General features: G+C 64.8%; 22 protein-coding genes and 4 pseudogenes. 21 read left to right on the top strand and 5 right to left on the bottom strand.

What is annotated here, in order from left to right; all coding sequences use genetic code 11:
- The first annotated feature begins 290 nt into the window (after positions 1 to 290).
- The 8 genes and pseudogenes from B1790_RS06365 (at position 291) to B1790_RS06335 (ending at position 10,948) form a co-directional block, all read left to right on the top strand.
- Entirely contained in the window at positions 291 to 1,688 is a 1,398-nt protein-coding gene (locus tag B1790_RS06365; RefSeq protein WP_079922379.1) for an ATP-binding protein, read from the top strand.
- On the top strand, positions 1,688 to 2,290 hold the full coding sequence (locus B1790_RS06360; protein WP_079922378.1) for a hypothetical protein: 603 nt from the start codon (positions 1,688 to 1,690) through the stop codon (positions 2,288 to 2,290). The genes B1790_RS06365 and B1790_RS06360 overlap by 1 nt, the downstream gene beginning before the upstream one ends.
- A gap of 1,497 nt (positions 2,291 to 3,787) precedes the next feature.
- Positions 3,788 to 4,048, top strand: a complete 261-nt coding sequence (locus B1790_RS06355; protein ID WP_079922377.1) for a helix-turn-helix domain-containing protein — start codon at positions 3,788 to 3,790, stop codon at positions 4,046 to 4,048.
- Between the two features lie 12 nt (positions 4,049 to 4,060).
- Positions 4,061 to 4,465 (top strand): annotated as a pseudogene (locus B1790_RS35805) (TniQ family protein); the annotation flags it as partial.
- A 144-nt stretch (positions 4,466 to 4,609) separates the two neighbouring features.
- Complete coding sequence (locus tag B1790_RS06350) at positions 4,610 to 6,727, top strand: LysR family transcriptional regulator (RefSeq protein ID WP_233164965.1); 2,118 nt, start codon at positions 4,610 to 4,612, stop codon at positions 6,725 to 6,727.
- A gap of 218 nt (positions 6,728 to 6,945) precedes the next feature.
- A complete protein-coding gene (locus B1790_RS06345; protein ID WP_079922445.1) occupies positions 6,946 to 7,731 on the top strand; it encodes a TnsA-like heteromeric transposase endonuclease subunit in 786 nt (261 codons plus the stop codon).
- Complete coding sequence (locus B1790_RS06340) at positions 7,724 to 9,892, top strand: integrase (protein ID WP_369832297.1); 2,169 nt, start codon at positions 7,724 to 7,726, stop codon at positions 9,890 to 9,892. Before B1790_RS06345 ends, B1790_RS06340 begins: the two co-directional genes overlap by 8 nt.
- 63 nt (positions 9,893 to 9,955) lie before the next feature.
- The gene (locus tag B1790_RS06335) at positions 9,956 to 10,948 is read left to right on the top strand and encodes an ATP-binding protein (RefSeq protein WP_233164964.1); all 993 of its coding nucleotides are present in this window, start codon (positions 9,956 to 9,958) and stop codon (positions 10,946 to 10,948) included.
- Between the two features lie 5 nt (positions 10,949 to 10,953).
- Here the strand turns inward: B1790_RS06335 and B1790_RS06330 are convergent, their stop codons facing one another.
- The 3 genes from B1790_RS06330 to B1790_RS35800 all read right to left on the bottom strand — a co-directional run bounded on the left by B1790_RS06330 (position 10,954) and on the right by B1790_RS35800 (position 14,157).
- Positions 10,954 to 12,636 (bottom strand): TniQ family protein, encoded by a 1,683-nt coding sequence (locus B1790_RS06330; protein ID WP_079922373.1) that lies wholly within the window; start codon positions 12,634 to 12,636, stop codon positions 10,954 to 10,956.
- A gap of 526 nt (positions 12,637 to 13,162) precedes the next feature.
- Complete coding sequence (locus tag B1790_RS06325) at positions 13,163 to 13,702, bottom strand: hypothetical protein (protein ID WP_079922372.1); 540 nt, start codon at positions 13,700 to 13,702, stop codon at positions 13,163 to 13,165.
- Positions 13,606 to 14,157 (bottom strand): hypothetical protein, encoded by a 552-nt coding sequence (locus B1790_RS35800; RefSeq protein ID WP_158083776.1) that lies wholly within the window; start codon positions 14,155 to 14,157, stop codon positions 13,606 to 13,608. Before B1790_RS35800 ends, B1790_RS06325 begins: the two co-directional genes overlap by 97 nt.
- A 44-nt stretch (positions 14,158 to 14,201) precedes the next feature.
- Here B1790_RS35800 and B1790_RS35795 point away from each other — a divergent pair, with 44 nt between their 5' ends.
- The gene (locus tag B1790_RS35795; RefSeq protein ID WP_369832296.1) at positions 14,202 to 14,408 is read left to right on the top strand and encodes a hypothetical protein; all 207 of its coding nucleotides are present in this window, start codon (positions 14,202 to 14,204) and stop codon (positions 14,406 to 14,408) included.
- Here the strand turns inward: B1790_RS35795 and B1790_RS35200 are convergent.
- Positions 14,382 to 14,774 (bottom strand): annotated as a pseudogene (locus B1790_RS35200) (SDR family oxidoreductase); the annotation flags it as partial. The gene B1790_RS35795 and the pseudogene B1790_RS35200 sit on opposite strands and share 27 nt — an antisense overlap.
- Here B1790_RS35200 and B1790_RS35790 point away from each other — a divergent pair.
- The 4 genes and pseudogenes from B1790_RS35790 to B1790_RS06305 form a co-directional block, all read left to right on the top strand.
- Positions 14,709 to 14,933 (top strand): annotated as a pseudogene (locus B1790_RS35790) (alcohol dehydrogenase catalytic domain-containing protein); the annotation flags it as partial. The pseudogenes B1790_RS35200 and B1790_RS35790 sit on opposite strands and share 66 nt — an antisense overlap.
- Before the next feature lie 36 nt (positions 14,934 to 14,969).
- Positions 14,970 to 15,263, top strand: a complete 294-nt coding sequence (locus B1790_RS34150) for a hypothetical protein (protein WP_142271085.1) — start codon at positions 14,970 to 14,972, stop codon at positions 15,261 to 15,263.
- A gap of 119 nt (positions 15,264 to 15,382) precedes the next feature.
- The gene (locus B1790_RS34615) at positions 15,383 to 15,634 is read left to right on the top strand and encodes a hypothetical protein (protein ID WP_079922371.1); all 252 of its coding nucleotides are present in this window, start codon (positions 15,383 to 15,385) and stop codon (positions 15,632 to 15,634) included.
- A 191-nt stretch (positions 15,635 to 15,825) separates the two neighbouring features.
- Positions 15,826 to 16,149, top strand: a pseudogene (locus B1790_RS06305) (aldo/keto reductase); the annotation flags it as partial.
- Positions 16,150 to 16,217: 68 nt separating this feature from the next.
- On the opposite strand, the gene B1790_RS06300 reads toward B1790_RS06305, so the two are convergent.
- On the bottom strand, positions 16,218 to 17,213 hold the full coding sequence (locus B1790_RS06300) for a zinc-dependent alcohol dehydrogenase family protein (protein ID WP_079922369.1): 996 nt from the start codon (positions 17,211 to 17,213) through the stop codon (positions 16,218 to 16,220).
- A 183-nt stretch (positions 17,214 to 17,396) separates the two neighbouring features.
- Between B1790_RS06300 and B1790_RS06295 the strand changes: the two genes are divergently transcribed.
- The 8 genes from B1790_RS06295 (at position 17,397) to B1790_RS06260 (ending at position 26,210) form a co-directional block, all read left to right on the top strand.
- Positions 17,397 to 17,723, top strand: a complete 327-nt coding sequence (locus B1790_RS06295) for a helix-turn-helix transcriptional regulator (RefSeq protein ID WP_233164963.1) — start codon at positions 17,397 to 17,399, stop codon at positions 17,721 to 17,723.
- 60 nt (positions 17,724 to 17,783) lie between these two features.
- Complete coding sequence (locus tag B1790_RS06290; RefSeq protein ID WP_079922367.1) at positions 17,784 to 18,638, top strand: SDR family oxidoreductase; 855 nt, start codon at positions 17,784 to 17,786, stop codon at positions 18,636 to 18,638.
- A gap of 100 nt (positions 18,639 to 18,738) precedes the next feature.
- On the top strand, positions 18,739 to 19,500 hold the full coding sequence (locus tag B1790_RS06285) for an SDR family NAD(P)-dependent oxidoreductase (RefSeq protein WP_079922366.1): 762 nt from the start codon (positions 18,739 to 18,741) through the stop codon (positions 19,498 to 19,500).
- A 139-nt stretch (positions 19,501 to 19,639) separates the two neighbouring features.
- A complete protein-coding gene (locus B1790_RS06280; protein ID WP_079922365.1) occupies positions 19,640 to 20,590 on the top strand; it encodes a threonine/serine dehydratase in 951 nt (316 codons plus the stop codon).
- Positions 20,591 to 20,857: 267 nt separating this feature from the next.
- A complete protein-coding gene (locus tag B1790_RS06275) occupies positions 20,858 to 22,273 on the top strand; it encodes an MFS transporter (RefSeq protein ID WP_079922364.1) in 1,416 nt (471 codons plus the stop codon).
- Positions 22,274 to 22,442: 169 nt separating this feature from the next.
- Positions 22,443 to 23,168 carry an IclR family transcriptional regulator gene (locus B1790_RS06270; protein WP_158083775.1) on the top strand — a complete coding sequence of 242 codons (726 nt, stop codon included), beginning with the start codon at positions 22,443 to 22,445 and terminating at the stop codon, positions 23,166 to 23,168.
- A 450-nt stretch (positions 23,169 to 23,618) separates the two neighbouring features.
- The gene (locus tag B1790_RS06265) at positions 23,619 to 24,719 is read left to right on the top strand and encodes a mandelate racemase/muconate lactonizing enzyme family protein (protein WP_158083774.1); all 1,101 of its coding nucleotides are present in this window, start codon (positions 23,619 to 23,621) and stop codon (positions 24,717 to 24,719) included.
- Between the two features lie 144 nt (positions 24,720 to 24,863).
- Positions 24,864 to 26,210, top strand: a complete 1,347-nt coding sequence (locus B1790_RS06260; RefSeq protein WP_079922361.1) for an MFS transporter — start codon at positions 24,864 to 24,866, stop codon at positions 26,208 to 26,210.
- Positions 26,211 to 26,282 lie beyond the last annotated feature (72 nt).

Here is a 26,282-nt window from a genome sequence, read left to right as displayed (position 1 = left end):
ACTTCCGTGAGGTGGTCGCGGTAACGCGACCGGGCCTGGACACGGGCGCGTTCACTGCGCTCCCGATACTCGGCAGGAGTAGGCGGCGCAGCGTCGTTGTCCACGATGACCAGAGTGGCATCTGCCGGCGCACGTGTCGCCTGAGTTTCAGTGCTCCGCTGGCCGTTGCGCTGCCTCGACGGTCAAGGTGTGCCGCGGAGGCCGCGGGACGTAGTTAAGGGGTTGCCGATTTGGTGGTGGGGTGCGATTCTGAACGGCTTTGCTCCATACCGCCAACCCCGATTGAAGCGATGGCTCTCACTGAGAACGAACCGACTGCCTCGCCCGCCGACCTCCCAAGTGGTCGCGGGCCGCGCCGCCAACCGATCGGCGACGTGGAGGCCTACCTAGACTCCCTTCCCGACGACACGCGCGTGGGGTTGCGTGCACTGGGTGAACTGCTGGTCGGGGTGACGCAACGGCCGCCGAGGGCGGAGACCGCCGACCGGTTCACCGCTCGGAGCCTCGGTGTCCCCAACGCCGGGGCACTGCTCGACGAGGAGCGCGAGCTGGATCCGGTGTCGCGGCTGACCACCGCGCTCGCCTTGGCCGAGTGGATCACGGCTCATACCAACGTCATCGAGGTGGGGCCGGGTGAATGCGCGCTTCCCCCGGCGTGGACCCAAACCGAGATCGGCGGACGGACCTACCGCCACCCCCAATGCCTGCGGGTGCACTTCCCGGCGGGAACGGTACTCGCCGACACCGGGTGCGTGATCGCCATCGACGCCCGCCGGGCCGCGATGGGATCCCCGCAACTGTGCGCCTACGTCACCCCCGACCATCACGACGGCGCCCGCCTGGCGCTGGACCGGCTGGTCGAGCGCGCCAACGACCTCAACCCGTATCGCGGTCGGGCACTGCGCGCCACCAACGCCGGCGGCCTGCACCTGTCGGTGATCGACCTTCCCGCCACGCTCACCCGCGACACGGTCATCCTCGACGACGAAGTCTGGCGGGAGATCGACCTGGGCCTGACCGCAGTGCGCGACCGCCACGACCTGCTCAACACCCACGGCCTGGGCGCCCGGCGTGGGGTGCTGCTCTGCGGGCCACCGGGCACCGGGAAGTCCGCGGTGTCGGCGGTGACCGCCGCGGAAGTGGTCGGCGCGTTCACCGTCATCTACGTCGAAGCCAAAGCCGGTGAGCACCTGCTGACCGCGGTGGTGCAGGAAGCTCAACGGCTGGGCGGGCCCGTCCTGCTCGTCCTGGAGGACGTCGATTTGTGGTGCCGGAGCCGCCGCGGCGGATACGGTGGCGGACTCTCGGAGTTGTTGGCGGCCATGGGCATCGCCGCCGAGGCCCGCATCCTCACCCTGGCGTCGACCAACGACGCCGCCACCCTCGACGAGGCCGCGATCCGCACCGGACGCTTCGACGCCATCGTCGGGGTCGGCTGCCCCACCCGCACCAACGCCGCCCGCATCCTGACCGCCCTGATCGCCGAACTGCCCGGCGCAGACACGGTGGACACCCACGCCGTGGCCGCCGCCGTGCCGGAGCAGACCAGCGGCAGCGACCTGCACGAAATCGTCCGCCGGGCAGTCCTGTCCGCCGACGACACCGGGCAGCTCGCCACCGCGGTGCTGCTCGCCGAGGTGAGCAGCGGTCGCTACCGCGCCACCATCCCGAACGGCATGTACCTGTGATGAGCGACGGTGACGAGGACATTCCCGAGTTGACCGAGGCTGAGAAAATCCTCTACAGGGCAACCGAATCGGACTTCGCCGCGATGGGTGATGCCCTACGTAACGGTACCGCCACACCCGACGACGTCGACGGCGCGTTTGCCCGCCTCCTGTCCATGGATTACGACCGCGACAAGCACCGCAACGCCCTGCACATACCAGCCGATGCCGGCGAGCATGCCGCGGCGATCGAGTCGATCCTGCGCCGCATCCCCGACAATTGGGGGCGTTGGGTCAGCCTCGACGCCGGTTGGTACCCGCTGGTCATCGCCACCGACGCTCGACTGGCAGCGCTTGATCCCACCTACCGGGTGCACCAGATCAAGGAGAAGTTCGGCACGTTGCGCTATTACTACTGGCCCGGCAGTGGCGACGCCAGCCCCGAACTGCTCGACGCGATGGACGCGATCACCGACGACGCCCAGCGGACCTCCGCGATGACCTGCGAACGCTGCGGCGAACCCGGAGTGCTGCAGCGAACCCGGTACTGGGCGAAGACGCTGTGTCACGCCTGCGCTGAACCGCTCGGATACGCGCCCGTGCCGCCGCCAGACCTGCTGTAACGCGTCGTCGACGTACCGATTCAACGACGCCACCCAGCGATCCCGTGGATAACCGTCGCTCACTCTGTCGGCGAGTGGGATTCACGCCTCGATTCGGCCGCTGACCGTTAGCTTTCCGCGGAAACCGCGCGGGGGTGGTTTGCCTGCGGACAAGTAGAGATGAGTGGACATGATTCGTGAGAAGCCACATCAGGGGCGCACCTGTGGCGGTACGGCACTAAAACGGATGTTGGTCGATTGTGCGATGTTTTGCGAACAGGTCGAACAGACCGTTTTGTACCGGGGTTGCGGGCCGCTGCAAGACACCGACAGGTGTCCGGGTGCTCCGCACAACTCGCATACCGTCATCGACAGACGCTCAGCGTTCTCGAGCAGGGCTGAAAACTGTTGCTCCACTGCCGGATCACTCGCTGTTGCGCATGCGTAGTATCGCAAGGCTCCAAATTTTTGCTTGACCTGAAGGACGGCGTAAGCAGGGTCCAGCACGAGCAGATCTGTATGAAGTTGCGCAATCAACCAGTACCAACCTGCATCGCACGCGATGCACTTGCTCCAACCAGCGGGGATCTTTCGCAGAATCGACGCCAGTGCATCCCGATACGGCCCCGCGTCTTCGGGGATGTCGAGGTCTTCGGCCGGTTGAGCGGGGTCCCTTTCGGATGGTGGGTGCGAACCTGGCGCAATGCTTCGCTTAGTCACGGTTCCTCTCAGTGGATACGCCGCTCAACAGCGGACTATGCGGGTGCGGTGGTCTTACCTAGGTCGCTACGCCGTCGAGGGTGCGGACAGACGGAGAGCGGTCGCGAAACCGTTTGTTTGTGTACGAGACACGGTGAGATCGCATTATGGCGTGCTAGTGCAGCCTTACTACCGATGCTCGCCTTCCCTCTCTTTCGTCAGAATCTTCCTTCGCGCTGCGTGCATCTATTCTTTATGTTCGGTTAGCTGCCTGTGTATTACTACTAGGGCATCTGAGGATAGTCAAACCACACCGCCTCGGCATATGCGCGGTTTGTCGCACAGGCTCCGTCGGTGTTCCGCACATAGACGGAGCACGTCACAGACCTAGTAATCCGCTCCAGAGCTTCTCACGTTGAAGTCGACGCAACGCGGTGCGGCGCGCTGCGGTGCGAGAAAATCTCTGTGCCCCGTTGTGACAGAGAATTTGCCGGAATGGCCAGATCCCATTGTTGTGCCGAGCGCTCGCCGGGGCCTCAATCGATTGGACCTAGGCCAGAACTGAGCGTCAATTAAGAGATATAGGTGCACGAAGTATGTGCCAGCAAATAGCGATAAAAAGGCCGGCGCCAATATCACATGGTGGCAAAATAAATCGGGAGCAGTGTGCCCTCGAAGTGCTCACTAACGAGTGGATCGCGCACGCACCACACCCCTCGAATTCCGAGGGTCGAGCGTCGACCACCGCGCGTTCGATGCTGCAGCAAAAGACCTACTAGTAGGGCAGACATTCGAAGAGGCGCGGCTGCTACTGAGGGAGTGCCGACTCGACCAAGCCAAAACGATCCTCAGCGCGTGGGCGAGTGGGCTCGCCGACGTCAATCCGTTGGCAGGACCATTCGCGAGCTGAGGATTGAGCGGGGTCTCAGTCAAGAGGCGTTGGCGCTGGGGTCCGGTGTGACCCGGAACGTTTTGATCGCCGTCGAGCACGGACGACGGGGATTGCTCTATGAGCGGCTGTTCGACCTCGCTGAAGCCCTGGGGGTGCCGGCCAGCACCCTGCTTGAGGGCGCCGACTGAGGCGCGCAAGCGATGGCCGAGCTGTTACCGATTCGAGTCGCGCCGTGCGCCGGTGAAGCGATCGATTCATGGATCGAAGCGATGGCGTCCAGGTTTGAGATGACCCTCGGCCAAATGACGCGTGTCTTCGGGCTTTCTAGCACATTCCGGCCCCAGTGGCTTTTCTGTCTGACTAGGGATCAGCGGCAGAAGATCTCGGCCGCCACGGGTATCCGGGAACCCACGATTACGGCCATGACTCTTCAGCACTACGACGGCACGGCTGTCGAAATCGATTATCGAAGAGCAGTTTTGAAGCCATCGTTTCCCTTCAGCCATCGCGTGGGGTCGCGTTACTGCCCGCATTGCCTGGGTGACAGCGGGGGGCGTTGGCAGCTGTGCTGGCGATTGGGTTGGAGTTTCGCGTGCGTCGAACACAACTGTCTACTGGCAGACAGTTGTCCCAGGTGTCTGCTCCCCCCGAGGATCTCGGCGCGATACTCGTGGAAACCGCTCCTCGGGCGGTGCAACGGTCTCAAGGATGGCAAGCAGTGCAGTGCGAACCTCGTCCGAGCGCCAGTGATGGCGCTGCCGAGTTCTGACGCGGCGCTCGAGGCCCAACGGGTGATCTATCGACTCATCGAGAGTGACCGTGCGAATTTCGGGGTGTACGGCGATCGCAGCTGCAGCGCGCGAACCGTCTTGCACGATATAAAGGCGCTTACTACTGAGATCGTCATGCGCGCCAATCGCGATGGGTGGAAGCAGATTGCGGCACGGGACCGTGCCGCGGACACTATCCCGCTGGAACAATTTCCATCGCAGCCAACGATTTACCAGAATAACAAGGTGTGCCTTGCACCGCCGACAACGGCAGTAGAGTCGGCCACTGCGTTTACCGCAGCATTGTCGGTGTTGCAGGCCCCGTCGCTCGAGGACGCGTCCGAGATCGCCGCGAGACTGCTGATCCCTCCGCCCACGAGCCGCAGAGTGTCGTCGGTGAGCGGATTCAGCGCAACGAACAGTCCGGTGGCTTCTGCGGCCGTCATCAAGGCATCTACTGAGACATTCAGCGCGATTGGCCAACTCCGCCACCAGACGGTGCTGGCTCTGCCAGGTGTCCCTGCCGGCGGATACTCCCAACTGACCGCCCTGGCTCGCCGCACCTCGTCATCGATGTGGCCAGGGTGGTTTGTAAGACTCGCGCCGCCCGACTTGAGGAGCCCAGCGCTAGCGCCGGCGATGGCGTGTATGACGCTATTGGTGAACTCGCGGATGCCAATCCGGGAGGCTGTGGATGCCCTGGGCGGCCTGATCACGTCCGCCGACGTGTCGTCTCAAGCTGGCAAGCTATCGAGGCGCCGTCATTGGACCGCGACCTGCATGGCCTTGACGCGGCTTAACGCCTATCTGTCGGAGAACGAGATTCCGGTCGACTACGCACGGCGCCGAACTCTGGATTACAGCAGCCTCCTGCCAGTTGAGACATGGAACCAGATCTGCTCGGAGACCGATAGTTTCGCTGGGACGGGTGTGCGTGCTGAAGTTGCCCGCCTTTACCTGTTTGAGAAGGTCAGCACCCTTTCACCAAATCTCGCTCCCTTCGCTCGGGAGGCAATCCAACCGGCGGTTTGTGGCCCTGTCCGCAACTTTCCAGCTGCGATCACACCGCGGCTCGCTGCGCGACTGAATGAGGTGGCCACGAAGTTCCTGGATCAACAGGGCATCTACGAACCGGTGACCTGGCATCCTCCGCTGACCCTCCTCGACGAACTGGATCTGGCGGGCAGTGACCCCGGCAACCTGGACCCCGACCATCTAACCGAAGCGCGCCTCAAAGACCGGACCGGCCGCATCGAACCAATAGCACGTCGCCTCGGCGTCACGGGAGACATCGTGCGTTACCTACTGGAGCGTGACGTGCCGGAGGCTGGCGGAACAGGTGCGGGTCTAGCGGCCGCATCCGGGTATCGAGTCGAGAAGATGTGCGCGTCCTACGGCTCTGGGGTGACGGTATCCAACGATGCGTCTGAGCGGCAGAGTCTTTCAGCGAGCCGCCCCGAGCAATTCAACGAGTGGCTATATATCGAATACGCCATCAATCGTCGCACTGCGGCGGATATCGCAGTGGAGGCTGGCCTCACTCGCATGGCAGTACGGGATTGGATTGATAAATGTCGCCCGGGCTGGCCGGAGCGACCGGAGTCTGAGGTCGGAGGATTGAGCGAGTTGGCAGCGGGTCAATCATTGGCGCGGCTGGCTGATACGGCAACCCATCGCCGCTGGCTGCTTCACTTCGCCCAAGCCGTGGAATATTCGAGCATCGGCGAAGCGGCGGCCGCTCTGGGATTGCACAGAACTGCTATGCAGAGACAGATCAGGTTTGTGAAGAACAATATGGCTGACCCACTGTTGGAACCGGGGCGCCGTGGAATGCCCATGCGTTGGACGCGATTCGCCGCCGCTTTCGCTGAATTAGTCATCAGCACCGTATCCCCAGCGAGCACCGTATCCGACTGGCAACTCGACCGACTTCGTCGCGAACTGCCGGTGGCTGATTTCTTGAAGCTTTACGACGACGAACATAGAAGCCTTGATGCCATCGCACGCCTCCACGGTGTCAACCGAAAGCCATTGCGCCGACTTGCCGACGAATACGCGATTGTCATCCGAGACGACTGGCATCCAGCTAACAAGTGACGGGCGCAATCCTTGGATCTGCTTCCATCGAGACCGCGGGGGGAGTCGGTCGCGGCCAGCTCTAAGCCCAAGAATCCCCGCCTGAGGTAAGTTTACCGATGGCGGGAAATATTGCAGCACAATCAGTTACGAGTCATGGATCTCGTGGAATCGGCAATAAATCCCGCCATGCTCGCTAAGGTGTGGACGACGACAAGACCTTCTCCAGCCGCCAGGAGATGAATCAGTTGGGATCGCGCAAACCAAGCCGACCCTCCAACGAGGTCGCTGCCGCAAGGGACGCCGAACTGCCGTTGCGGTGGAAGTTCAGAGTGGGTTGCGAGGCGGCGTCGGAATGGCTGTGGCAGGATCACGGAGCGCCGCCACTAGACCAGCTGCGACCCGTGCGACGGCCTAGGTCGTCCGAACGCAATCGACACATTCCCGCCACGGTCTACTCGATGACGAACGGCGACTTCGTGTCGCTGGAATCAGGCCTCGAGCATGATCTGGTGCGGAGGGTCGACCGCGACCCCACAGTCACGCGCATCGTGGCTCAACCGTTCGAATTGTTCACGAGAGGGTCGAAACGCGTATGTCATACGCCCGACCTCTTGTCGGCGCACGCGTCTGGCACCGTCGTCGTGTGGGACGTCCGACCGCTTCAAGAACAAGACGACACCTTTCTGACGAAGGCTGACTTGACGCGCCTGGCTAGTGAAGCGGTGGGATGGCGATACGAAATCTTTACCGGTATAAATGAGACAGAGCGACTGAACATGCTGTGGCTGTACGGGTTTCGACGAAGGCCACCGTGGGCCGGGAAGGTCGAAAGGCGGATCGACGCAGCCGCGACATGTAGTGGTGCCACGTTGGGAACCATCATGGCCCTCGATGACGGCAGCGGTGAAGTGACCTCCGCCATGTGGCACATGTTGTGGAGCGGCCAACTGGTCGTCGACGAGGGTGCGCACTGGACGCCCGATACCGCCGTGGCCGTGAGAGTGGAACCGTGCCGTGGCTGACGGGCGAACGGAACTAATCGAAGGGGCACGGTTGCTAACCGAGCGCGGCACCGCAGTCGTCGTGGCCGTGTCGTCGACGGGGGTGAAGCTTCGTGATCCCGTCGGCGAGACAATTCTCATTGGTTGGGAAGTCTTGTCGACCGCACGTGCAATCAAAGACGGGCAGGTCGCCGCATTGACCGAGCCGCTTCGTCCACTGTGGGATGGGCTCGACGATCACGCCCGCGAGATCGCATTGAATCGCTTGGAGATCGTTCAAGAGATCATGACTGGCTACCGCGACGGGCATCCCGAGTTGGCGCGACCCGGTGAGCCGCGGCCCCCCTTCGGTCCGTTCTTCGGGATGTCTGAATCGCGGCGGTGCTTCGCAATGGCGGTACTCCTCGGCTACGAAGGTCAAGACGATCGCAAGGCACAGAGACGGGTGCGTGACGGTGAAATCATCTCTGCGGCATACAATCCGACCACGCTACGCAATTGGGTGCGTGCATGGAAGAACGGTGGCCTGAGACCCCTCATTGACGGCCGGAGCCTACGCCAGAGCATGTCATGGGAACTGATTGATGCCCGCTATCGCGAAGTAGCGCTAGAGGTTCTCGACACCTTGGACGGAGACCGATCCACGGTGTCCTTGCTCGAGCTCGATCGTCGCATTCGAGTCCGGCTGCGTAAGAGCGGTGTCCGGGATCTGGATACGCCGAAGCGAATCACACAGACCTATCTGTCGACCCTTAAAGCGCAAAAAGGTGCGACCACGCGCTCGCAACGCAGCCGAGCTCTGCAGAAGATGTCGGGAACGCGCCATTATCCCGCGATTCGACCTGGGCAAATTGTGGCCATCGATGCGACCCGCGCCGACAACTTGGTGTTCGACCCACTCAGCGGGCAACCCTGCAGTGTGGAGATCCTCACCGCGATTGACGTGGCCACCCGAGTGGTGCTTGCCTTGCGGGTAGTTCCGCGCAGCGCCAACGGCCTAGAGGCCGGACTCTTGGTGTACGACGTATGCCGGCCGTTCTCGTTGCTCGTCGAGGGAACCAAGGTCAGCGACTGGCGGTGGGTTGGCCTGCCAGATCAACTCGACTTTACTCAGGTCCACGTGCATGCGGGCCGGCGGCATCTCGCGCCAAATCTGTCCACGTTGCAAGGTGAGCATTTGATCCCTTCAATAACACCGGATGCGATCCATTGCGACCACGGATCCATCTTCGTCTCAGACTTCTTCTTCGCGCTGTTGCGCGACCTGAAGATTGATCTGCTGCTGAGTCGCGGCAAAAAGCCAACCGACAACCCGCACGTCGAACGATGGCATGAGACGATCCAGCGGGGTTTGCAGCAGATCCCCGGGTACAAGGGTCGAAACGTCTCCGAACGTGGAAGCCTCGTCAGCGGGGAGCCGTTGCTTACCGCCCGTGAGTTGCAGAAGCACCTGCGACAGTTCATCGCCCTGGACTACCACCGTGAGTGGCATAGCGGTTTCATCCTGCCCGGGGACGATGCGGTGCGGCCAGAAGACCAGACTGCGCGACTGTCTCCGTTGGAGGTGTGGGACGCAATGGTGGAGGCAACCGGGCGGATCGACGTTCCGCAACGCCCCGACCTCATCTACCAATTCCTTCCCCTTAAGTGGGGCACCGTCAATCACGCTGGCGTCGAATTCTCCAACATGACCTACGATTCCGCGGTCCTCGACGACTACCGCCGCATCCCACTGGGCCACTTTCGACCTCAGGACCGCGCCGCGCCGTTCTTCGTCGATCCGCACGACTTGACCCGCATCTGGTTCCGGGATCCGCAGTCCAACCGCGTGGAACCGATCGAGTGGCGCGGTGCCTACCGCACCAAAGCACCGATGACGCAAATGATCGTCGATGCAGCCCATCGGCAGATCCGAAGTCGCGGCGGAAACACGGCGCTGAAGCGGGGCTCAGCGACACGCCAGATTCTCAACGAGCTGACCGAACTGACAGCCACGCCGTCGAACAAGCAGTGGCAGACCAAATTAGGCGCCGCAGCTCGAAGAGTGGAGCAATCCCGCATCGACCACGGCGAAGCGCGGGATGCCCAAGACGCCGCCGCCCCGAGCCAAGCTGCGCCATCTCCCACGCAAGCAATCCCACTTCATGGGCCGTGGCCCAATTTGCTCGACGGGGACGAATGAACCGTGGACGCGAGAACGTGGCACGATTACAGCACAGCGGAAGCCCCGCGAGAGCCCAGTGCGTTGACGCAGAGTCAGTGGAAGCATTTTTCCAACCAACAGCGGGACGCCCACGTCGACCAGTTGCGGCATTGGCTGGAGCACCTATACGTGCAGACCAGTGAACTGACCGCGATCGGCAATGCCATGACGAAAGTAGTGCGGTCGAACTCTGAGTCACCGCCGGGGTCCAAAGACGTGGTCGTCCTCACCGGACCGAACGCGGTCGGCAAGAGCACGCTAATGATGCGGTGGGGGCGCGACCGATACCTCGAGTGGACCCGAACTGCAGATCACGACGGCAGGGGACGACCAGTCGTCTACCCCAGCCTGGACTGCGAAGCCGACATGTGCCCGGTCGTCTGGATCAATCTAGATGCGAGCACCAAGATCAAGGACTTCGACGTCGAAATCCTTGAGTTCTTTGGTTTGCCCGGCGAGGGTCTCATGCGGCATCTGTCCAAACGTGCCGTGCGCGCGACGGAGCGGCATCAGACTCGAATCCTCATCGTGGACGACGCCCACCTGCTGAAGACCAACTGGAAAGGCGGCCGCGATGTGCTCGACCACATCAAGCACATCAATACTGAACTTGGGGAGATCGGTATCACGCTGATCCTCATTGGAGCCAACCTCGCCGGAAGCGACCTGGTGACGGATCCGCAGATCGCGGGCCGACTCAAAATGCAAACCTTCCCTCGTTACGAATTGAACGACATTGGAGACATGCGCGCTTGGCAAGGCATCGTCCGCCAGCTGGAGAACCAGGTGCTGCCCCACCTTCCCGCCGGAAAGCCCGGCATGCTCTTCACCAAACTCCCTAGCGACCTATGGTTTCGCACTCAGGGGTATCTCGGCGACCTCACCGAGCTCATCGCCGGAGCGACCCTCGCCGCGACCAGCGACAACGCGCACGAGATCCTTTTGAAGCACCTCGACGGCGTGGAGCTCAGCGAACGCGCCGAAGAAGGTCGGCACCATCGGCGTAGTTCCAACTCCCGACCACGGCCAGCATGACGACGTCAATCCTCAGAGCGGGTGAGCACGAGCGCGCGCAGATCGCGCTGTGCTGACTGCGGCATCGAATTCCGGAAGGCCCGATAGCGAGCTTTGGCCTGACTGGTGGGTAGCGTCGCCCACGCGGGGCTCGAATCGAGGAAACCCTGAGCCGCCTCGCACCACAGCCACGTGATGGCGAAGCCTAGGGAACTTCGCCGCCGCGCTGGCGACGTTGACGTTCGCCACGAGTCGAACCACTGCGAAGGGTTCTGCGCCAGCGCTCGGACACGAAGCTCTCGTCTACGGAAGTCGCGTGCGGGTGGAAGCGCCCGCTTCGCCTGCTCGACCGCTTCGGCAAAAGCCGCGGGGGACACCGTGAGCCGAGCGCTTGCTGCGCGGGCGGTTCGTCGACCGATGTCAGCTTCGAGGCTTAGGCGCCCGGCGGCTTCGCACCAATTGTTAACGGACGCAACTATTCTCAGAATGCAAAGTGACACGTACAGCCGACCCGTCATCTCATGGCTGCCCAACATGCCGGTGAAAAACCTGCAGTAGATGTCAGTGTCGATCAACTGAGGGATTGCTGCGGGTCGCAGCACATCACCGTTGGCGACCTTGTCCAGCCGTCGCCCGACATGGTGTCGATCTCCAACCGCCGCCTCGATCAGCTGTTCCATGAACGGAGTACGCGTGGTCCGATTGACCATCCACGAACTGGGACCGTTGGACTCATCGGCAATGAGCTCGAGCCACGGCGCCAGGCGTGATCCTGCACCGTGGATACTGCTTTGGCTCAAGATCTCATGCGCTGCGGCCAACACGTTCCCCCGGACACGGGCACTGCGGGGAGCACTAATACCCCAGCGCGGTCCACGAAGCGATGTCGTTCGCACCGCCGCTTCCACGGCTAACTCGCCGGCCCACCCTCGGTAAGCGGCTCCGCCCGGCCGAGAAAGCAGGTGAAGTAACAACGTTGCGACGTGCCGAATTTCGGAAAGGTACTGGCGCGGGTCGGAACGTTCGCCGGCCAGGTTCAGTGCCTCGCGGTGGATGGCCTTGTCGATGGATTCGGCAGCTTCGACGGCAGCTGGTGGCGCGGTCTCGGACGTGTGGGCCAGGACGGAGTGGCGGCACGTGTCGCGCAGACCCACCGGATTCCCGCAAGGATGCGCCACATCGAGCAGTGGCCGTAACACTGCGCGGCGATGGGTACGAAATCGCGCGTTGCAGCCAGCACATCGGGTGCTGAGATACACGCGATGGCGGACACACACCGCCACGAGCGGCAGCCGCCAGTCGATGCGCCAATACCCGCACTCGGCGACGCATTGAGGGCATACCTGTGATCCGAATAGTGGAAACCAGCCTTGTGTCACCACGAGCCGAAAACTGTGTCGGCGCAAAGGATCAAGCCCGCCCAAATGGTAGGGCAGGCCGTCACCGAACCTCAGCAGAGTAGCCTTCCGTATCGCGCTGGTTTCGACCCCACTCAGCCACGCGATCCTGTTGACCACCGCCGGGTCCGGCTTGAACATCAAGAAGCTGAGCGTCGGCTTGAGTAAACCATCCGAGACGGTGATTAGCCGCAGTAACTCGGAGGGTGGGAGATCGTTCGCCGCGGCGAGGCGTTCCAAGAAGCTGTCTAGCGATTCGCTCTCAGCGATGAGAGTACGCGTCGGCAACGCATGGAGTGGTGATATGGCCACGGCGAAACTCTGGTGATGTTGCTATGGGCGGGTACGCCTCGAACCGCCAGTAGGAGAAAGCACTGCAATGCCAATCCATTGTGGCAGGTGAAATTCGGCTGAGATTGGCGGAAACCGTCGGGCGAGGACGCCGCCCGACCACTAGCTGAATGGACAAGGGCTCCTACCGCCGCCCCGGACGTGGCTGCACGCAATTGACGACTATCGCGAACGGCGATCCCCTGTTTCGGACAGCATGAGCGGCGCCTGCGACGTAGTGCACATGGCAATAGTACTACTAGTAGTGCAATGGTAGAAAGGCCCATTTGCCGGTGCCGTGACTGGGCGGCATGTTCGACGAACGCACTTGCTTCGTGGGTCGCAAACCCGTGTCTACGGCAGCGCGGTGTTAAGCTGAGCGGGTCGCCAAGACATAGTCCACTTCGGGGACGTACCCGTTGGTAGTGCCAGCTGCCAACGGGTTTTGGCCTTTCAGGCACGGGGCGTATGAGGATGGCGCTCGATCCCCTGAAGGTTGCGATAGCGACTATGGGTCGCTCCGCTCCACCGAAACATCCTGCACTCTGCCGCGGCACGCTGGACACCAACGTACGGCCACGCCCAAGGCTTCGCTGATCACTCCAAGCTCCTGGGGGTGGTGCGTGCACGACTTCCTCCTGAGGTGATCGCGGATCGTGGTGACGATGAACTGTGCGCGCTGGACGAAGGTGGTTCCGTAGTCCTCGGCGTAGACGGTGCTGGTGGCGATGACGTTGCCTTGCTGGAACTTTCGTTGCCGGTGACGGTTGGCGCCCTCGTCATGGCGGCCGTCGCCCACATTCAGGAATTGGCCGGTTGGGCGTAGGTCGATTTCGATGTGCCAATGGTCGTGGCGTTCACGGAAGTAGAAACTGTGCCCGTCGACGTCCCCGCGCCATTGTTCGGGCGCCCAGCCCTTGTGGCTGTGCACGACCACACCCGGGTGCTGGGTCAGCCAGGCCAGGGGTGCGGCCTCAGCAGCCTGGGTGGCGGTGCGGGTTTGCTCACCGTTGGGGGCGCGCCAGAGTCCACGAATCTTGTTGAGCACCTGGTGGATCCCTGCTTGTTGGCTTCACCTGAACGCGGCAGTACCGCCATGGTCAGATGCGATGCCAGCCGGAGCCTCCGGTTGTGCTGCGGGCGAATGGACGACGACCTTTCGACCCGGTAGCCAAACACGCCAAGACGGGGCGCGCAGGACGCCTGCGGTTTGGCCAGTCCAAAACACCGTGCAGGACAGCCCGTCCTTCGTCGCGCGCCGTCGTCCGGCTGTGGGGCCTGTCGGATCGCGTCCGTCAATGTTGCGAGAGTGACACGCGCTGCACCTTGGGACAAGAGAGCGCCGCTGTCTGCAGTGAGGACCTCTCTGAGGTACTCCCGATGGCGGGCAAGACGCTCCGCTCGCGCCAACGCGACTGATTGGCGCGCAGCTCTGTCGTCGAGTGGTGCCGGAGCACGACCTCTAACGCCGGCCTTTCCGTGGGTCCTGAGCCCGCTGGGCACCACAAGCTGCGGGCCGTCCCGCCACGGTCCGCATCGCACGCTCGGTGCTGGCCTTCGATATCACCCGGCTGCGGCGGCCCCGGGCTGATGGCCGCCAACGGGTGGTGCTGCGGGTTCTGACGGTGGCCCGCGAGGAGATGGTCGCCGGGCGGACCCGGGCGATCAACGCCCTGACCGCACTGCTGCGCACCGTGGACCTCGGTGTGGATGTTCGTAAAGCGTTGTCACACAGTCATAGCAGCCTGGCGTGATCGTAGAGAAGCGCGGTGCGGGTCGGGCCGGGCCGGGGGAGACGATGTTGCTCCGGATTCCGTTGATCCGAACTCGTTCGCCCAAGACTTGGTGGGGTTGATCAGGGCCGCCTTGGTGACGGAGTAGTCGATGAAGAATACGTCGGGTTGGCGTCCGCATTCGCTGGCCACGGTCACGATCGATCCCGAGCCGCGTTCGATCATGGTCGGCAGTGCCAGCCGGGTCAGCCGTACTGCGGAGAGGAAGTTGATCTCGAGGGCCTGGCGCCATTCATCGGTCTGTGCGGTACCGACGTGCACATGTTCAACGAATGCACCCTGACTCGTCAGGACGCCTTGCCCGTGGTGATGGGTCACGAGTTCGTCGGCAGGGTCGTCGAGGTCGGGGCGGTCGAGCGCGGGGGCCCGCGGACGCGCGTGCGCATCGGGGATGCGGTGGCGGTGGAACCGATGTTGCCGTGCGGGCGCTGCCGACAATGCCGCGCAGAGCGATTCCAACTGTGCGCCCATTGGTCTCATCTAGGGATCCTCGAAGACGGGTGCTGGGCCGACTACGTTCGTGTGCCGGCCAGCCGGACCACCAAGCTTCCCGACGGGGTCAGCGCCTACGACGCGGCCCTGGCCGAACCGTTGGCGTGCGCAGTGCCGTTGGCGTGCGCAGTCAACTTCATCGGACACCGCGGTCGGCTGCAGCCCGGTCAAAACGTACTGGTGCTCGGCGGAGGTCCCATCGGCCTGCTGACGATCTGCATGGCCAGAGCAGCCGGGGCCGGGCTCGTCATCGCCTCCGAGCCACAGGCACACCGCCGCCAGTCCGCGCTGCGCGTCGGTGCCGACGTCGTCATCGTCCGATGACCTAGGACCTACCCGACGCCATCCGCGCCGCCGTCTCCGACGCCGGCGGCGTCGACCTCATCATCGAAGCCACCGGATCCAAGGCGGCCGTCGCCCAGGCCGCGCCGGGCTCTCGCATCGTGCTCTCCGGCCTGGGCGCGCTGGGCCCGACACCCATCGACACCACCGACATCGTCGCCAAGGAACTATCGATCCTGGGCGGATTCGCCTCGCGCGCAGCGATGTCCACCGGGCTGGCCGCGATCGCCGCAGGGCACGTGCGCACCGACGACCTGGTGACGGCCATTCAGCCGTGGGCCGACGCCGAGAGTGCCATGCGCGATGTTCTCGTCGACCAGGACACCTGCAAGATCCTGTTCTCCCACCAGTGAAACCCCCGGAACCACCACCCGAAAGGATCACCGACCGAGCCGCCCAGCGAGGCGATCCCGCATGACCCACGGCGACACCGAGACCACCGCGACCCCCGAGACGCTGACCGATCAACCCTTGGCCGGGACGCTGGTGGCCAGTAACTCCAGGGGTGATCTGACGAACTCAAGCAAGACTTCGCCGACAACGGGCGCCAATCGGCGGGATCACCTTCTACAAGGACGGTGGTCCTCACGGCTCGACTTTGGAGGACCCCGTCATCGGCGGCATCGCCGCGGATCACGGAAAGTCCCCCGCACAGGTGATGCTGCGGTGGCACCTGCAGCAGGGTCGGCAGGCAATCCCGAAATCGGTGACACCGTCTCGGATTGCGGAGAACTTCGACGTGTTCGGTTTCGAGCTTACCGATGCCGAACTTGCCGCCATCGATGCACTCGACACCGGCGTGCGGGCGGGCCCGACACCGGAGCAGATCAACCGCCGTGACTACGGATGCGAAATCCCGGACGCGTGAGGCGGGTTCGAGGCGCCGCGGTGAGTCGGGGTGTGCGCTCGCCGTCCCGCTGGTGAATCGACGGATGCCTAGGACGGCATGCGGATGACGACCTTGCCGAACTGACCACCGGATTCCAGATGGCGGTAGGCGTCGGCGATGTCTGCCAAGTCGTAGACGGCGTCGATGGTGGGGTTCAAGGCGCGGCTTTCGAGGCCGGCGCGGATGAAGGTGACGGCCTCGTCCAGACGGGTGTCGTCGGTGGTCACTTCGGCCATGTCGTATCCGCGGATGCGCAGACGGCGCTGCAGGAGCGGCAGGATGGGCAGGGGTGTCGGCTCGGCGTCGAGAGCGCCGTAGACGACGACGATCGCCCCCGTGGCGGCGGCGTTCATGAGGCCGGCCAGCGGGGGACCGGCGACGGGGTCGAAGATCACCTGCGCGCCCGCGCCATTGGTGACGTCGTTCAAGGAGTCGGTGACATCGCCTGTATCGGTGGCGAGGACGGCGTGCGCTCCGGCGTCGAGGAGTTGTTGCCGCTTGGCGTGGGTGCGGGTGATCGCGATCGGTGTTGCCCCTACCGCGTTGGCGATCTCAATGGCGGCCAGACCGACGCTGCTCGAGGCGGCCGAGATGGCGACGGTGTCGCCGGCGGCGAGCCCGGCGACGTCGACGAGGCCTCCGTAGGCGGTGGTGTAGGCCATCCACAACGACGCGGCAACCTCGAAGGACAAGGTGGCGGGATGTTGCACGACGGCGCGCGCGGGTGCCAGGACGAGATCACCGAACAGGGGGTATTCGGTCAGGGGCGTGGCGGGTACGACGCTGACCGCATCGCCCACGGTCAGACCGGTGACACCGGGTCCCAGAGCCTCCACGACGCCAGCAGCCTCGAGTCCGAACGCCTGCGGGAACGTGGGCTGGGAGAAGTGGTTTCCAGTCCGGAACATCACGTCGGCACGGTTGAGACCCAGTGCTCGGGTGCGAATTCGTACTTCGCCCGCGCGCGGCGCGCGGACGTCGACCTCGTCGACGCTGATCACCTCAGGTCCACCAAGGGAGTGGAAACGAATGGCAAGGGACATGGTGCTCCTAGAGCGTTTGGGGCGGCGCATCGCGGATGGGGGCGCGAGCGCAGCGTGTGGCCGGCACGGTGCCGCGCTGCAACTGCTATGAGACGCGTTGTGTCGATGGTTGTCAAACTTCGATGTCGATCGACATAAGCGTGATTTCTCGATAGCATCGGGGTCGAGGAAAGAGGTGAGGCCGTGGCGAGACGGACTGCGGGTGGTGGGGTGCGTAGCATCCCGTCGTCGGGCGAATTGGACCTGCAGCGTTTGCTGGAAGCCGTCGTGGATCCAGTGCGGCGCAGCATCGTGGTGCAGCTGGCCGCGCGCGGCGAGGACGTCAAGTGCGGCGACTTCGACCTGCCGGTGGCCCGGTCCACGGCGACGCATCACTTCAACGTACTGCGCGACGCAGGCCTGATCGCGCAGTACTACCAGGGCACCGCGCACATGAACACACTGCGCCGCGACGACCTCGACATCGCGTTCCCTGGCCTGCTCGACGCGTTGCTGAACGCGGCGGTTTGACTCGATACACGCTCGCATCAACGGCTGTCGTGATGCGACTTCACCGAAGGGCACGTCAACATGGGCATCACTAGCAAAGTCTGGTTCGTCACGGGTGCATCCCGCGGCTTGGGCGTCGACATCGTCAAGGCGGCTCTCGACGCCGGCCACCGGGTCGCGGCGACCGCCCGCGACAGCTCGGTGATCGACGAGGTCTACGGGCATCACGACGGTTTGCTGGCCGTACCGCTCGACATCACCGATCCGGATTCCGCCCACGCCGCCGTGGAGGCGACGGTCGCTCACTTCGGGCGCATCGACGTCCTCGTCAACAATGCGGGTAACTTCTACGCCGGGTTCTTCGAGGAAATCAGTCCCGAGCAGTTCCGGTTGCAAATGGAGACAAACTTCTTCGGCCCCTTGAACGTCACCCGTGCGGTGCTTCCGGTCATGCGCAGCCAGCGCAGCGGACACGTGATCTCGGTCAGTTCCACCGCAGGCCTGATCGGGCAGGAATTCGTCGTTGCGTACTGCGCCTCGAAGTTCGCCCTGGAGGGGTGGATGGAGTCCCTGCGGTTCGACGTCGCGCCCTACGGCATCGACACCACCATCGTAGCTCCGGGGTCGTTCCGCACCGAGCTGCTCGTCGAGACGGCATCGACGAATTGGCCGGCGCTCGCCGTCGATGACTACGCCGACCGCACGTCGGAAACCATCCAGACGTGGAAGGCGTTGAACGGCAACCAGGTCGGCGACCCAGCCAAGCTCGCCGCCGCCCTGGTGACGATCGCCGATCTCACCCCGCCGCCGCTGCGCTGGGTGGCCGGCGCCGATGCGGTAGCGGTCGCCGAGCAGAAGGCCGCCGACCTGTTGGCGCAAGTGGACGCGCACCGAGATTTGTCGTCGTCGCTGAGTTACGACGCCAGCACGGCCTGAGGCGATCCACCTCGTTCGTCTGCCCCGCACAAGGGTGCTCCCGCATTCGGGTGACGAGCGGTGCAGTCCAACCCCCACAACAAGACACAGGACATCCCGAATGAGTTCGAAACTTTCTGGCACCGTGGCAATGGTCACGGGCGCGAGCAGCGGCATCGGCCGCGCGGCCGCCCTGGACCTGGCTCGCCACGGCGCATCCGTGGCCGTGGTGGCGCGACGCGAGGACCGCCTCGACGAGCTAGTCGCCGAGATCGAAGACGGTGGCGGCACCGCGCTGAAGATCCCGGCCGACATCGCCGAGCGGGTTCAGGCCGACGCCGCCGTCGCGGCCGCCGTCGCGCACTTCGGTCGACTCGACATTCTGGTCAACAATGCCGGCTACATGGTGCTCGGATCGCTGGCCGCCGCCGACGTCGAGCACTGGGACCGCATGATCGCGGTCAATCAACGGGGCCTGCTTTACATGACCAAGGCCGCACTTCCGCACCTGCACACCGCCGCCGCCGACGGCCTCAGGAATGTCGCCGACATCGTCAACATCTCCTCGCTCACCGGACGGGTCGCTTACGCCAACCAGAGCGTCTACACCATGACGAAGTTCGGGGTGAACGGCTTCAGTGAGGCGCTGCGCAAGGAATTGGCCGACAGCCACGTCCGGGTTGGAGTGCTAGAGCCCGGGGTGGTCACCACCGAACTCGTGTCGCACAACACCGACGAGGTCAAGAAGGACATCGAGACCTTCATCGGCGGCATCCGGCCCCTGGACCCCGACGACATCGCCGACGGCATCACCTTCATGGTCACTCGCCCCTGGCACGCCGCCGTCGGGGAGTTGTGGATCAATCCCACCGAAGCGGCATGACCGAGCCGACGTCGGCATACCCGCCGCGGATGGACCGCGACCGCCACCGTGGCCTGAGGGGGTCGCCACGGGCATGGGCCCAGGGTGTGATCAGCCGGACCGGAAGCCGGGCCGCCAGCTCCGGCACCCGCAGCCTCCGATGATCACTGGTCGTGACGTCGCAGCTGCGGCGGCGCGGATCGACGGTCACGTTCGTCGCACTCCGATGCTGCGCACCGGCGAGTCCCCGATGTGGTTCAAATGCGAGTTCATGCAGCACACCGGCACGTTCAAGGCGCGCGGAGCGTTCAACCGGGTGTTGTCGGCTCGTGACAGCGGTGAGCTCGACCCGCAGGTCGGCATCGTCGTCGCCTCCGGAGGCAACGCCGGACTGGCCAATGCGTACGCTGCAGCCCAGCTGGGTGTCCCGGCAACCGTCTTCGTTCCCCGGTCGGCACCGGTCGTCAAGGTCGACCGCATTCGCAGCCACGGCGCGGTCGTGCGCCACGTCGGTGCGGAATACGCCGAGGCGTTCGAAGCCGCCGTGGAGTACGCGCACGGCCACGGCGCCGTGCTCTGCCACGCCTATGATCAGCCGGCTATCGCCGCCGGGGCCGGGACGCTCGCGCAGGAGATCCTGCACGACGAGCCCTCGATCGACACGGTCGTGCTTGCCGTCGGAGGTGGCGGTCTCCTGGCGGGGGTGCTTGCGGGGCTGGAGAATCGGGCACGCGTGGTGGCGGTCGAGCCCCATTCGATCCCTACGCTCAGTGCCGCCCTGGCCCACCAGCAACCGGTCGACGTCGCGGTGTCCGGGGTGGCCGCCGACTCGTTGGGTGCTCGCCGGATCGGTCAGATCTGCTTCGACACCGTGGCCCACTACGGCGTGTCCAGCGTGTTGGTGGACGACGACGACATCATCTCTGCGCGTGCCCGGTTGTGGAACGACTACAGAATCGCCGCCGAATACGGCGGAGCCACGGCGCTGGCGGCACTGCTGTCGGGGGCATACGTCCCCCAGCCGGGGGAGCGGGTTGCCGTCGTCGTCTGCGGCGCCAACACCGATCCAGCGACGCTGTCGCAGACCCGCCACGACACCCCGATGACGTGACCTACCGCGCCTAGCCACGGGACTCGCGCAGCGGCGAGCGAGCGGCACCGCCCGCCGCTCACCGCGAGGCTGCCCTGGCGACGGCACCGAGAGATGACCGCCACATGCCTGCCCAAAGTGTTTGTAATGCTGGACGTAGGTTGATATTCTGAACGCAATGCCTAGGTCACGCGGTCACCATCGAATCGCCGCGATCGGGGCCCCTGCTCTGCCGGTGGGCACCGTGAACGCGGGGTACGCGTGCCGGTCGACCAGCCACGCGGGCGCATGATGGGGCGCTTCGAGACACGCCTGCTCCCGGCGCTCAGTTATGCGACGTTGACCAGTGCCATCGTCAGCTCGCTGGGGATGTTGTTGGTTCCGTCGGTGTCGGTGGAGATGCACGTGTCGGTGAGCGCGGCGCAGTGGATGCTCACGATCAACTTGCTGGTCGGTGCGGTGGCGACGCCGATCATGGGCCGGCTCAGCGACGGTCCTCACAAGAAGCGCATGCTTTTGACGTCGTTGGGGATCATCTTGCTGGGCTCGGTGATTGCCGCAGCCGCCCCCAACTTCGCGGTCTTCTTGGTCGGGCGCTGTTTGCAGGGTTTGGCCTACGGCATCGTGCCCGTCGCGATCGCCACGGCGCGGCGGTATCTCCCCGAAGACAAGGTACGCCTCGGCATCTCCAGTTTGTCTATCGTCGTCTCCACGGGCCTGGGACTGGGCTATCCCCTGACCGGCATCTTGGCAGGGACGTTGGGGTTTCGCTCGGCGTTCGTCTTCGCCGCCGTGTTCCTGGTGTCGGCCGTGATCGTGGTGTGGGTCGTGGTGCCCAACGGCCCGGACGAACGAGCCCCGCAGCGCGCCTTCGACTTCGTGGGCGCGACCCTGCTGGGGGGCGGGCTCGCCGCAGTGGTGCTCGCGGTCAGCGAGGGGTCCAACTGGGGGTGGAGTTCTGCGGCGGTCATCGCGCTCCTGGCCGGTGCCGGCGTGTTGCTCACCGCCTGGGCCCTCGTGGAGTGGCGGGTCACGACGCCGCTGATAAATCTGCGGGTGATGCGCAACGGCGACGTGCTGTTGGCCAATGCGACGGCCATCGGTCTGGGTGCTGCGATGTATGTCAACCTGTCGATCATCAGCCTGGTCGCGCAGGCCCCGTCCTCCACCGGGTACGGCCTGGCGCTGCCGGTGTTCTGGGCCGGGTTCGTCATGCTCCCGCTGTCGGTGGGAAGCCTGGCCGCCAACCGATTCGTCCGGGTCGTGTCCACCCGCATCCCCATGGCCAGGCTGCTACTCCTGGGCATGGGAATCGTGGCGGGGTCCGCCATCCTGCTCTGGTCGCTGCACCGGCACCTGTGGGAGATCATGATCTGGATGCTGCTGTTCGGCGTCGGGGTGGGCATGGCGTACGCGGCGATGCCCGCTCTGATCGCCAAGGTGGTGGCCGCCGAAGCGCTGGGAAGTGCCGTGAGTTTCAACCAGGTGCTGCGCACCATGGGCGGCTCCTTGGGAAGTGCACTGTCCGGCGCAGTCCTCGCCGCGCACCTGGCGCCGGATCTGCGGCCCACCACGACGGCGATCACCACCAGCCTGGCCATCGGCGCCGGTGGCTGCGTGCTCGTCTTCGCCGCGGTCGGGGCCAATCAGCTCAAACGCCGTCTCACCGCACCGCGATCCGCCATGTCGCAGGCGGCGCGGTGAGGCGACTGACGCTGCCAGTGGGTGCGACGTCCGCCGCGCCGCGCGGACACGTACGACCCAGAAGGGGTGGTCATCGTTAAAAGGGGTGGTCATCGTTAATATGCTGGAGTATCGCACCGCCGAACCGCCCTCACCGTGGCGTCCTCACCGTCGAGAAGGGTCTGATTCCGTGGCCAAGCCCCATCCCACCGTCGATCGGGTGGTGGCAATCCTGGAGAGCATCTCCGCGGCACCCAATGGGCTCACGGTGTCGGCGCTGGCGCGACTGATCGGGGTGCCGAAGTCGACGGCGCACACTCTGGTGCAGGGTCTACTCGCCACCGACTTCCTCGAGGAGCGCAGCGGGCTGCTGGCGCTCGGGCCGGGTGTGGAGCTGCTGGCATCGGCGCGTGGTGGACACCAGCTGCGGAGGCTCGCTCGCGACGAATTGATGACCTTGGCGTCCAACACCGAGGAAACCGCGCACCTCTCGATCCGGTCCGGCGACCACGTCATCCTGATCGACCAGGTCGAATCGCCACAGCCCATCAAATACGCGGTCCCGCTGCGCGTTCCGCGCCCCCTACTCACCACCGCGACGGGCAAGCTGTTCTTGGCCGACCTCGACGCAGACGAGCTCGAGGACTTCCTCGCCGCCCACGGCGAATCGAAGTCCGTGGGGGCCAAAAGGATCCGCGCTCAGCGCGACGAGATCCGGCGAACCGGCGTCTCCTACAACGACGAGGAATCCATCGCCGGTGTCTGCACCATCGCCGCAGCCGTGCGAACCGGCACCGACGAACTCGTCGCCGGCATGGTCGTCGCCGGCCCATCCGAGCGAGTCCGGCCCAAACTAGGGCGCATCGAGCCCATGCTGCGCGACGCGGCGATGCGGCTCTCCCAGCAACTGCGCTAACCACACCCGTCGCCTCGGCCAAGCGGCCGAGGCAGTTCCGTCGGCGCGAGGTGCGCCGAGGTGGCCCGGCCACGCCTGCGGCCAGCCCTCGGCCCGTCGCGTGAGCAACCGTGGCTCGGGGCTCAAATCTGTTGCCCAGCAGCTGTTTACAGAAGTTCCTTCGCGCGGGCCGTAATGACCGGCCGACGATCCCCCGGCTGGAGGCGAGGCCGACGAGCGTGCTTGACGGCCCAGGGGGCAACCATTATGGTGAGACGTGTCCCACAATACAGACACACGTCCATCATAGTGGACGTCGGAGATCGCCAGCGGGGATGCCCACGGCGTCGAACCAGACGCACCTGCGCACCGCACGGCCGACCGACGGCGCACCACACCGGCGGCCGCAACGCACCACGCGCGGAACGCGTTTGGTCGCCCGGTCGCACACCCGAGGAAGGCGAGGCCGGCATGAAGATCACCTCGATCGAGGCCGTACCGTTCACGATTCCGTACCACCATCCGATTGCAGCGGCGTCGGGGGTGCTCTACAGCGCCGAACACGTCCTGGTCCGGGTGCACACCGATGACGGCTTCGTCGGCGCCGCCGAGGCGGTCGTACGGTCATTCGTCTATGGGGAGTCTCAGATCTCGATCGTGGCCGCGATCGAGCAGTGGCTTGAACCCGCCCTGTTGGGCGTGGATCCCTTCGCCGTGGAGGACGTCTTCCACCGGATGTCCTCGGTGGCGGCCAACAACACCGCACGCGGCGCCATCGACATCGCGCTGCACGACGTCCGGGGCAAGGCGACCGGCCTGCCGACCTGGCGCCTGCTGGGTGGCACCGGGACCCCGATGCGGGTCACCCGGATCCTGACCATGGGCGACGCACCCGAAGCCGCCGAGGAGGCCTCACGGGCCCAGGCCGACCACGGCATCACCTCGTTCAAGATCAAGGTCGGCGGTGACATCCGGGGTGACGTCGCCCGGGTCGCCGCGGTGCGCGAGGCGGTCGGGCCCGAGGCCACCCTGTACGTCGACGCCAACCACGGCTGGAGCGCCGAGCACGCGGTGCGGGCCTTGACCGCCATGGCCGACTACGACCTGGACATGGTCGAAGAGCCCAGTCCCGCCGAAGACCGCATCGGGCGCCAACGCGTCGCCCAGCAGGTGCCCATCCCGATCATGGCCGATGAGAGCGCTCCAACCCTGGCCGACGCAGCCCGCGAACTCACCACCGGCGCGGCGCGGGTGATCAGCATCAAGACCACGCGCACCGGATTCACCGAATCCTCCCGGCTGGTCGCCTTGGCGACCGGGCTGGGTGCGCGTGCGGTCCTGGGCACCCAGGCCGACAGCATGGTCGGCACCGCCGCGTCGCTCGCGTTCGGATCGGCCTACCCGCAGGTGGCCCGCGAACCCGGCGAACTCGACTACTTCAACGTGCTCACCGATGACCTGATGGCCAACACGCTGACCGTGGACGACGGAATGCTCGTCCCCTCCTCACTGCCCGGCATCGGTGTGGTGATCGACGACGACAAACTCCAGCACTACCGCATCGATCAGTGAGGCCGATACGCCCGCACGGCAGCCGCCCGCCGCGTTGAGGCCATCCGTCAGAACGGACTTCAGCAGCGAGGTCCACCCATCTCCTCAGGCTTTCACCGCGTGTCCGTCCCCTAGTCCGGTTGGCTTCTCAAAGGAGAGCAGCGCATGGCCCCGTCCCCCGGCCCCCACCCCCCGGTGACCTCACCGACTTTCGTCGGCCACCGGCCAGCCAGCGCCGAGACTGCCGCACCCAGAAAGGTGGCGTTGGCGGCCTCGATCGGCACGTTCGTCGAATACTTCGACCTCGTCGCGTTCGGTGCGCTGGCCACCGTCTTGTCACGGGTGTTCTTCCCCAGCTCCGACGAGACGGCCGCGCTGCTGAACACCTTCGCGGTGTTCGCGCTCGCGTTCGTGGCGCGCCCCCTGGGTGGTTTGCTGTGGGGCCCAATTGGTGATCGAATCGGTCGCAAGCGAACCCTGGCCACCATCATCATCGTGATGACCGTGGCCACCGCATTGACCGGCCTGCTGCCCAGCCACGCCACGGCAGGGATCTGGGCACCCACGATGCTCATCGGGTTGCGGTTCATCCAAGGCATCTCCGCGGGCGGGGAGCTGCCCGGCGCGGCGATCTTCATCGGCGAATACTCCGGGGACCGCCGTCGCGCCTACGAGACCAGCTTCCTCAGCGTCGCGCTGACCACCGCTCAGCTCAGTGCGGTCCTGCTGGCGACGGTGTTGATGACCACATTGTCCGACGCGGCGATGCAGAGCTGGGGGTGGCGGGTTCCGTTCCTGCTGGCGCTGCCCATCGGTGCCATCGGCCTCTACATCCGTACCCGGCTCGAAGAGACACCGGTCTTCGAGCAGATCGAACAACAGGGCGCCAAGAGCCGAGCGCCGTTGAAGGTCCTTCTCGGTGACGCCGCCGGGTGGAAGATGATCGGCCGAGCAACGCTGTTCAACCTGCCCGTGCAGGTTCCGGGGTTCATGCTGCTGACCTTCATGCCGTCGTATCTGACTCGATCTGCCGGGTTCACCACCGGCGCCTCGCTGCTGTGCATCACGATCGCCGTCGTCGTGTTGCTCGCCGTGGTCCCGCTGGCCGGGCGTCTCTCAGATCGCTATGGCCGGCGCCCGATGCTGTTCACCGTCGGCGCCGTCACGCTGGCCGGAGCCCTGCCGGCGTTCACGCTCATCCAGGCCGGCGGCTACGTGCTGCCCACCCTGGGACTGGTGTGCATCGGGGTCATCCACGGACTCGGTATCGGCACGCAGCTCGCACCGGTACTGGAGTCGTTTCCCACCCCCATCCGCTACACCGGTTTCGCCTTGTCTCTGGGCCTGATTGTCGCGTTGATCGGCGGCAATACGCCCTACATCGCCCAGTGGCTCATATCCACCACCGGGAACCTGTACTCGCCGGCGTTCTACATGATGGCCATCGTCGTGCCCTCGGTCATCGGCGCGTTCTTCGTGCGGGAGACCAACGGCAAGCCGTTGCCGAAATAGCAGCGCGCTAACGGTTTTGCGCATCCACCCATCACTACGACAACCAAGGCAAAGGATGACGATTATGGGCAA

This window comes from Mycobacterium sp. AT1, from assembly GCF_002043095.1.
In the GTDB taxonomy this organism is placed as follows: Bacteria; Actinomycetota; Actinomycetes; order Mycobacteriales; family Mycobacteriaceae; genus Mycobacterium.
The sequence above is the reverse complement of the archived record's forward strand: the minus strand, read 5'-3'. Positions and strand labels throughout refer to the sequence as shown.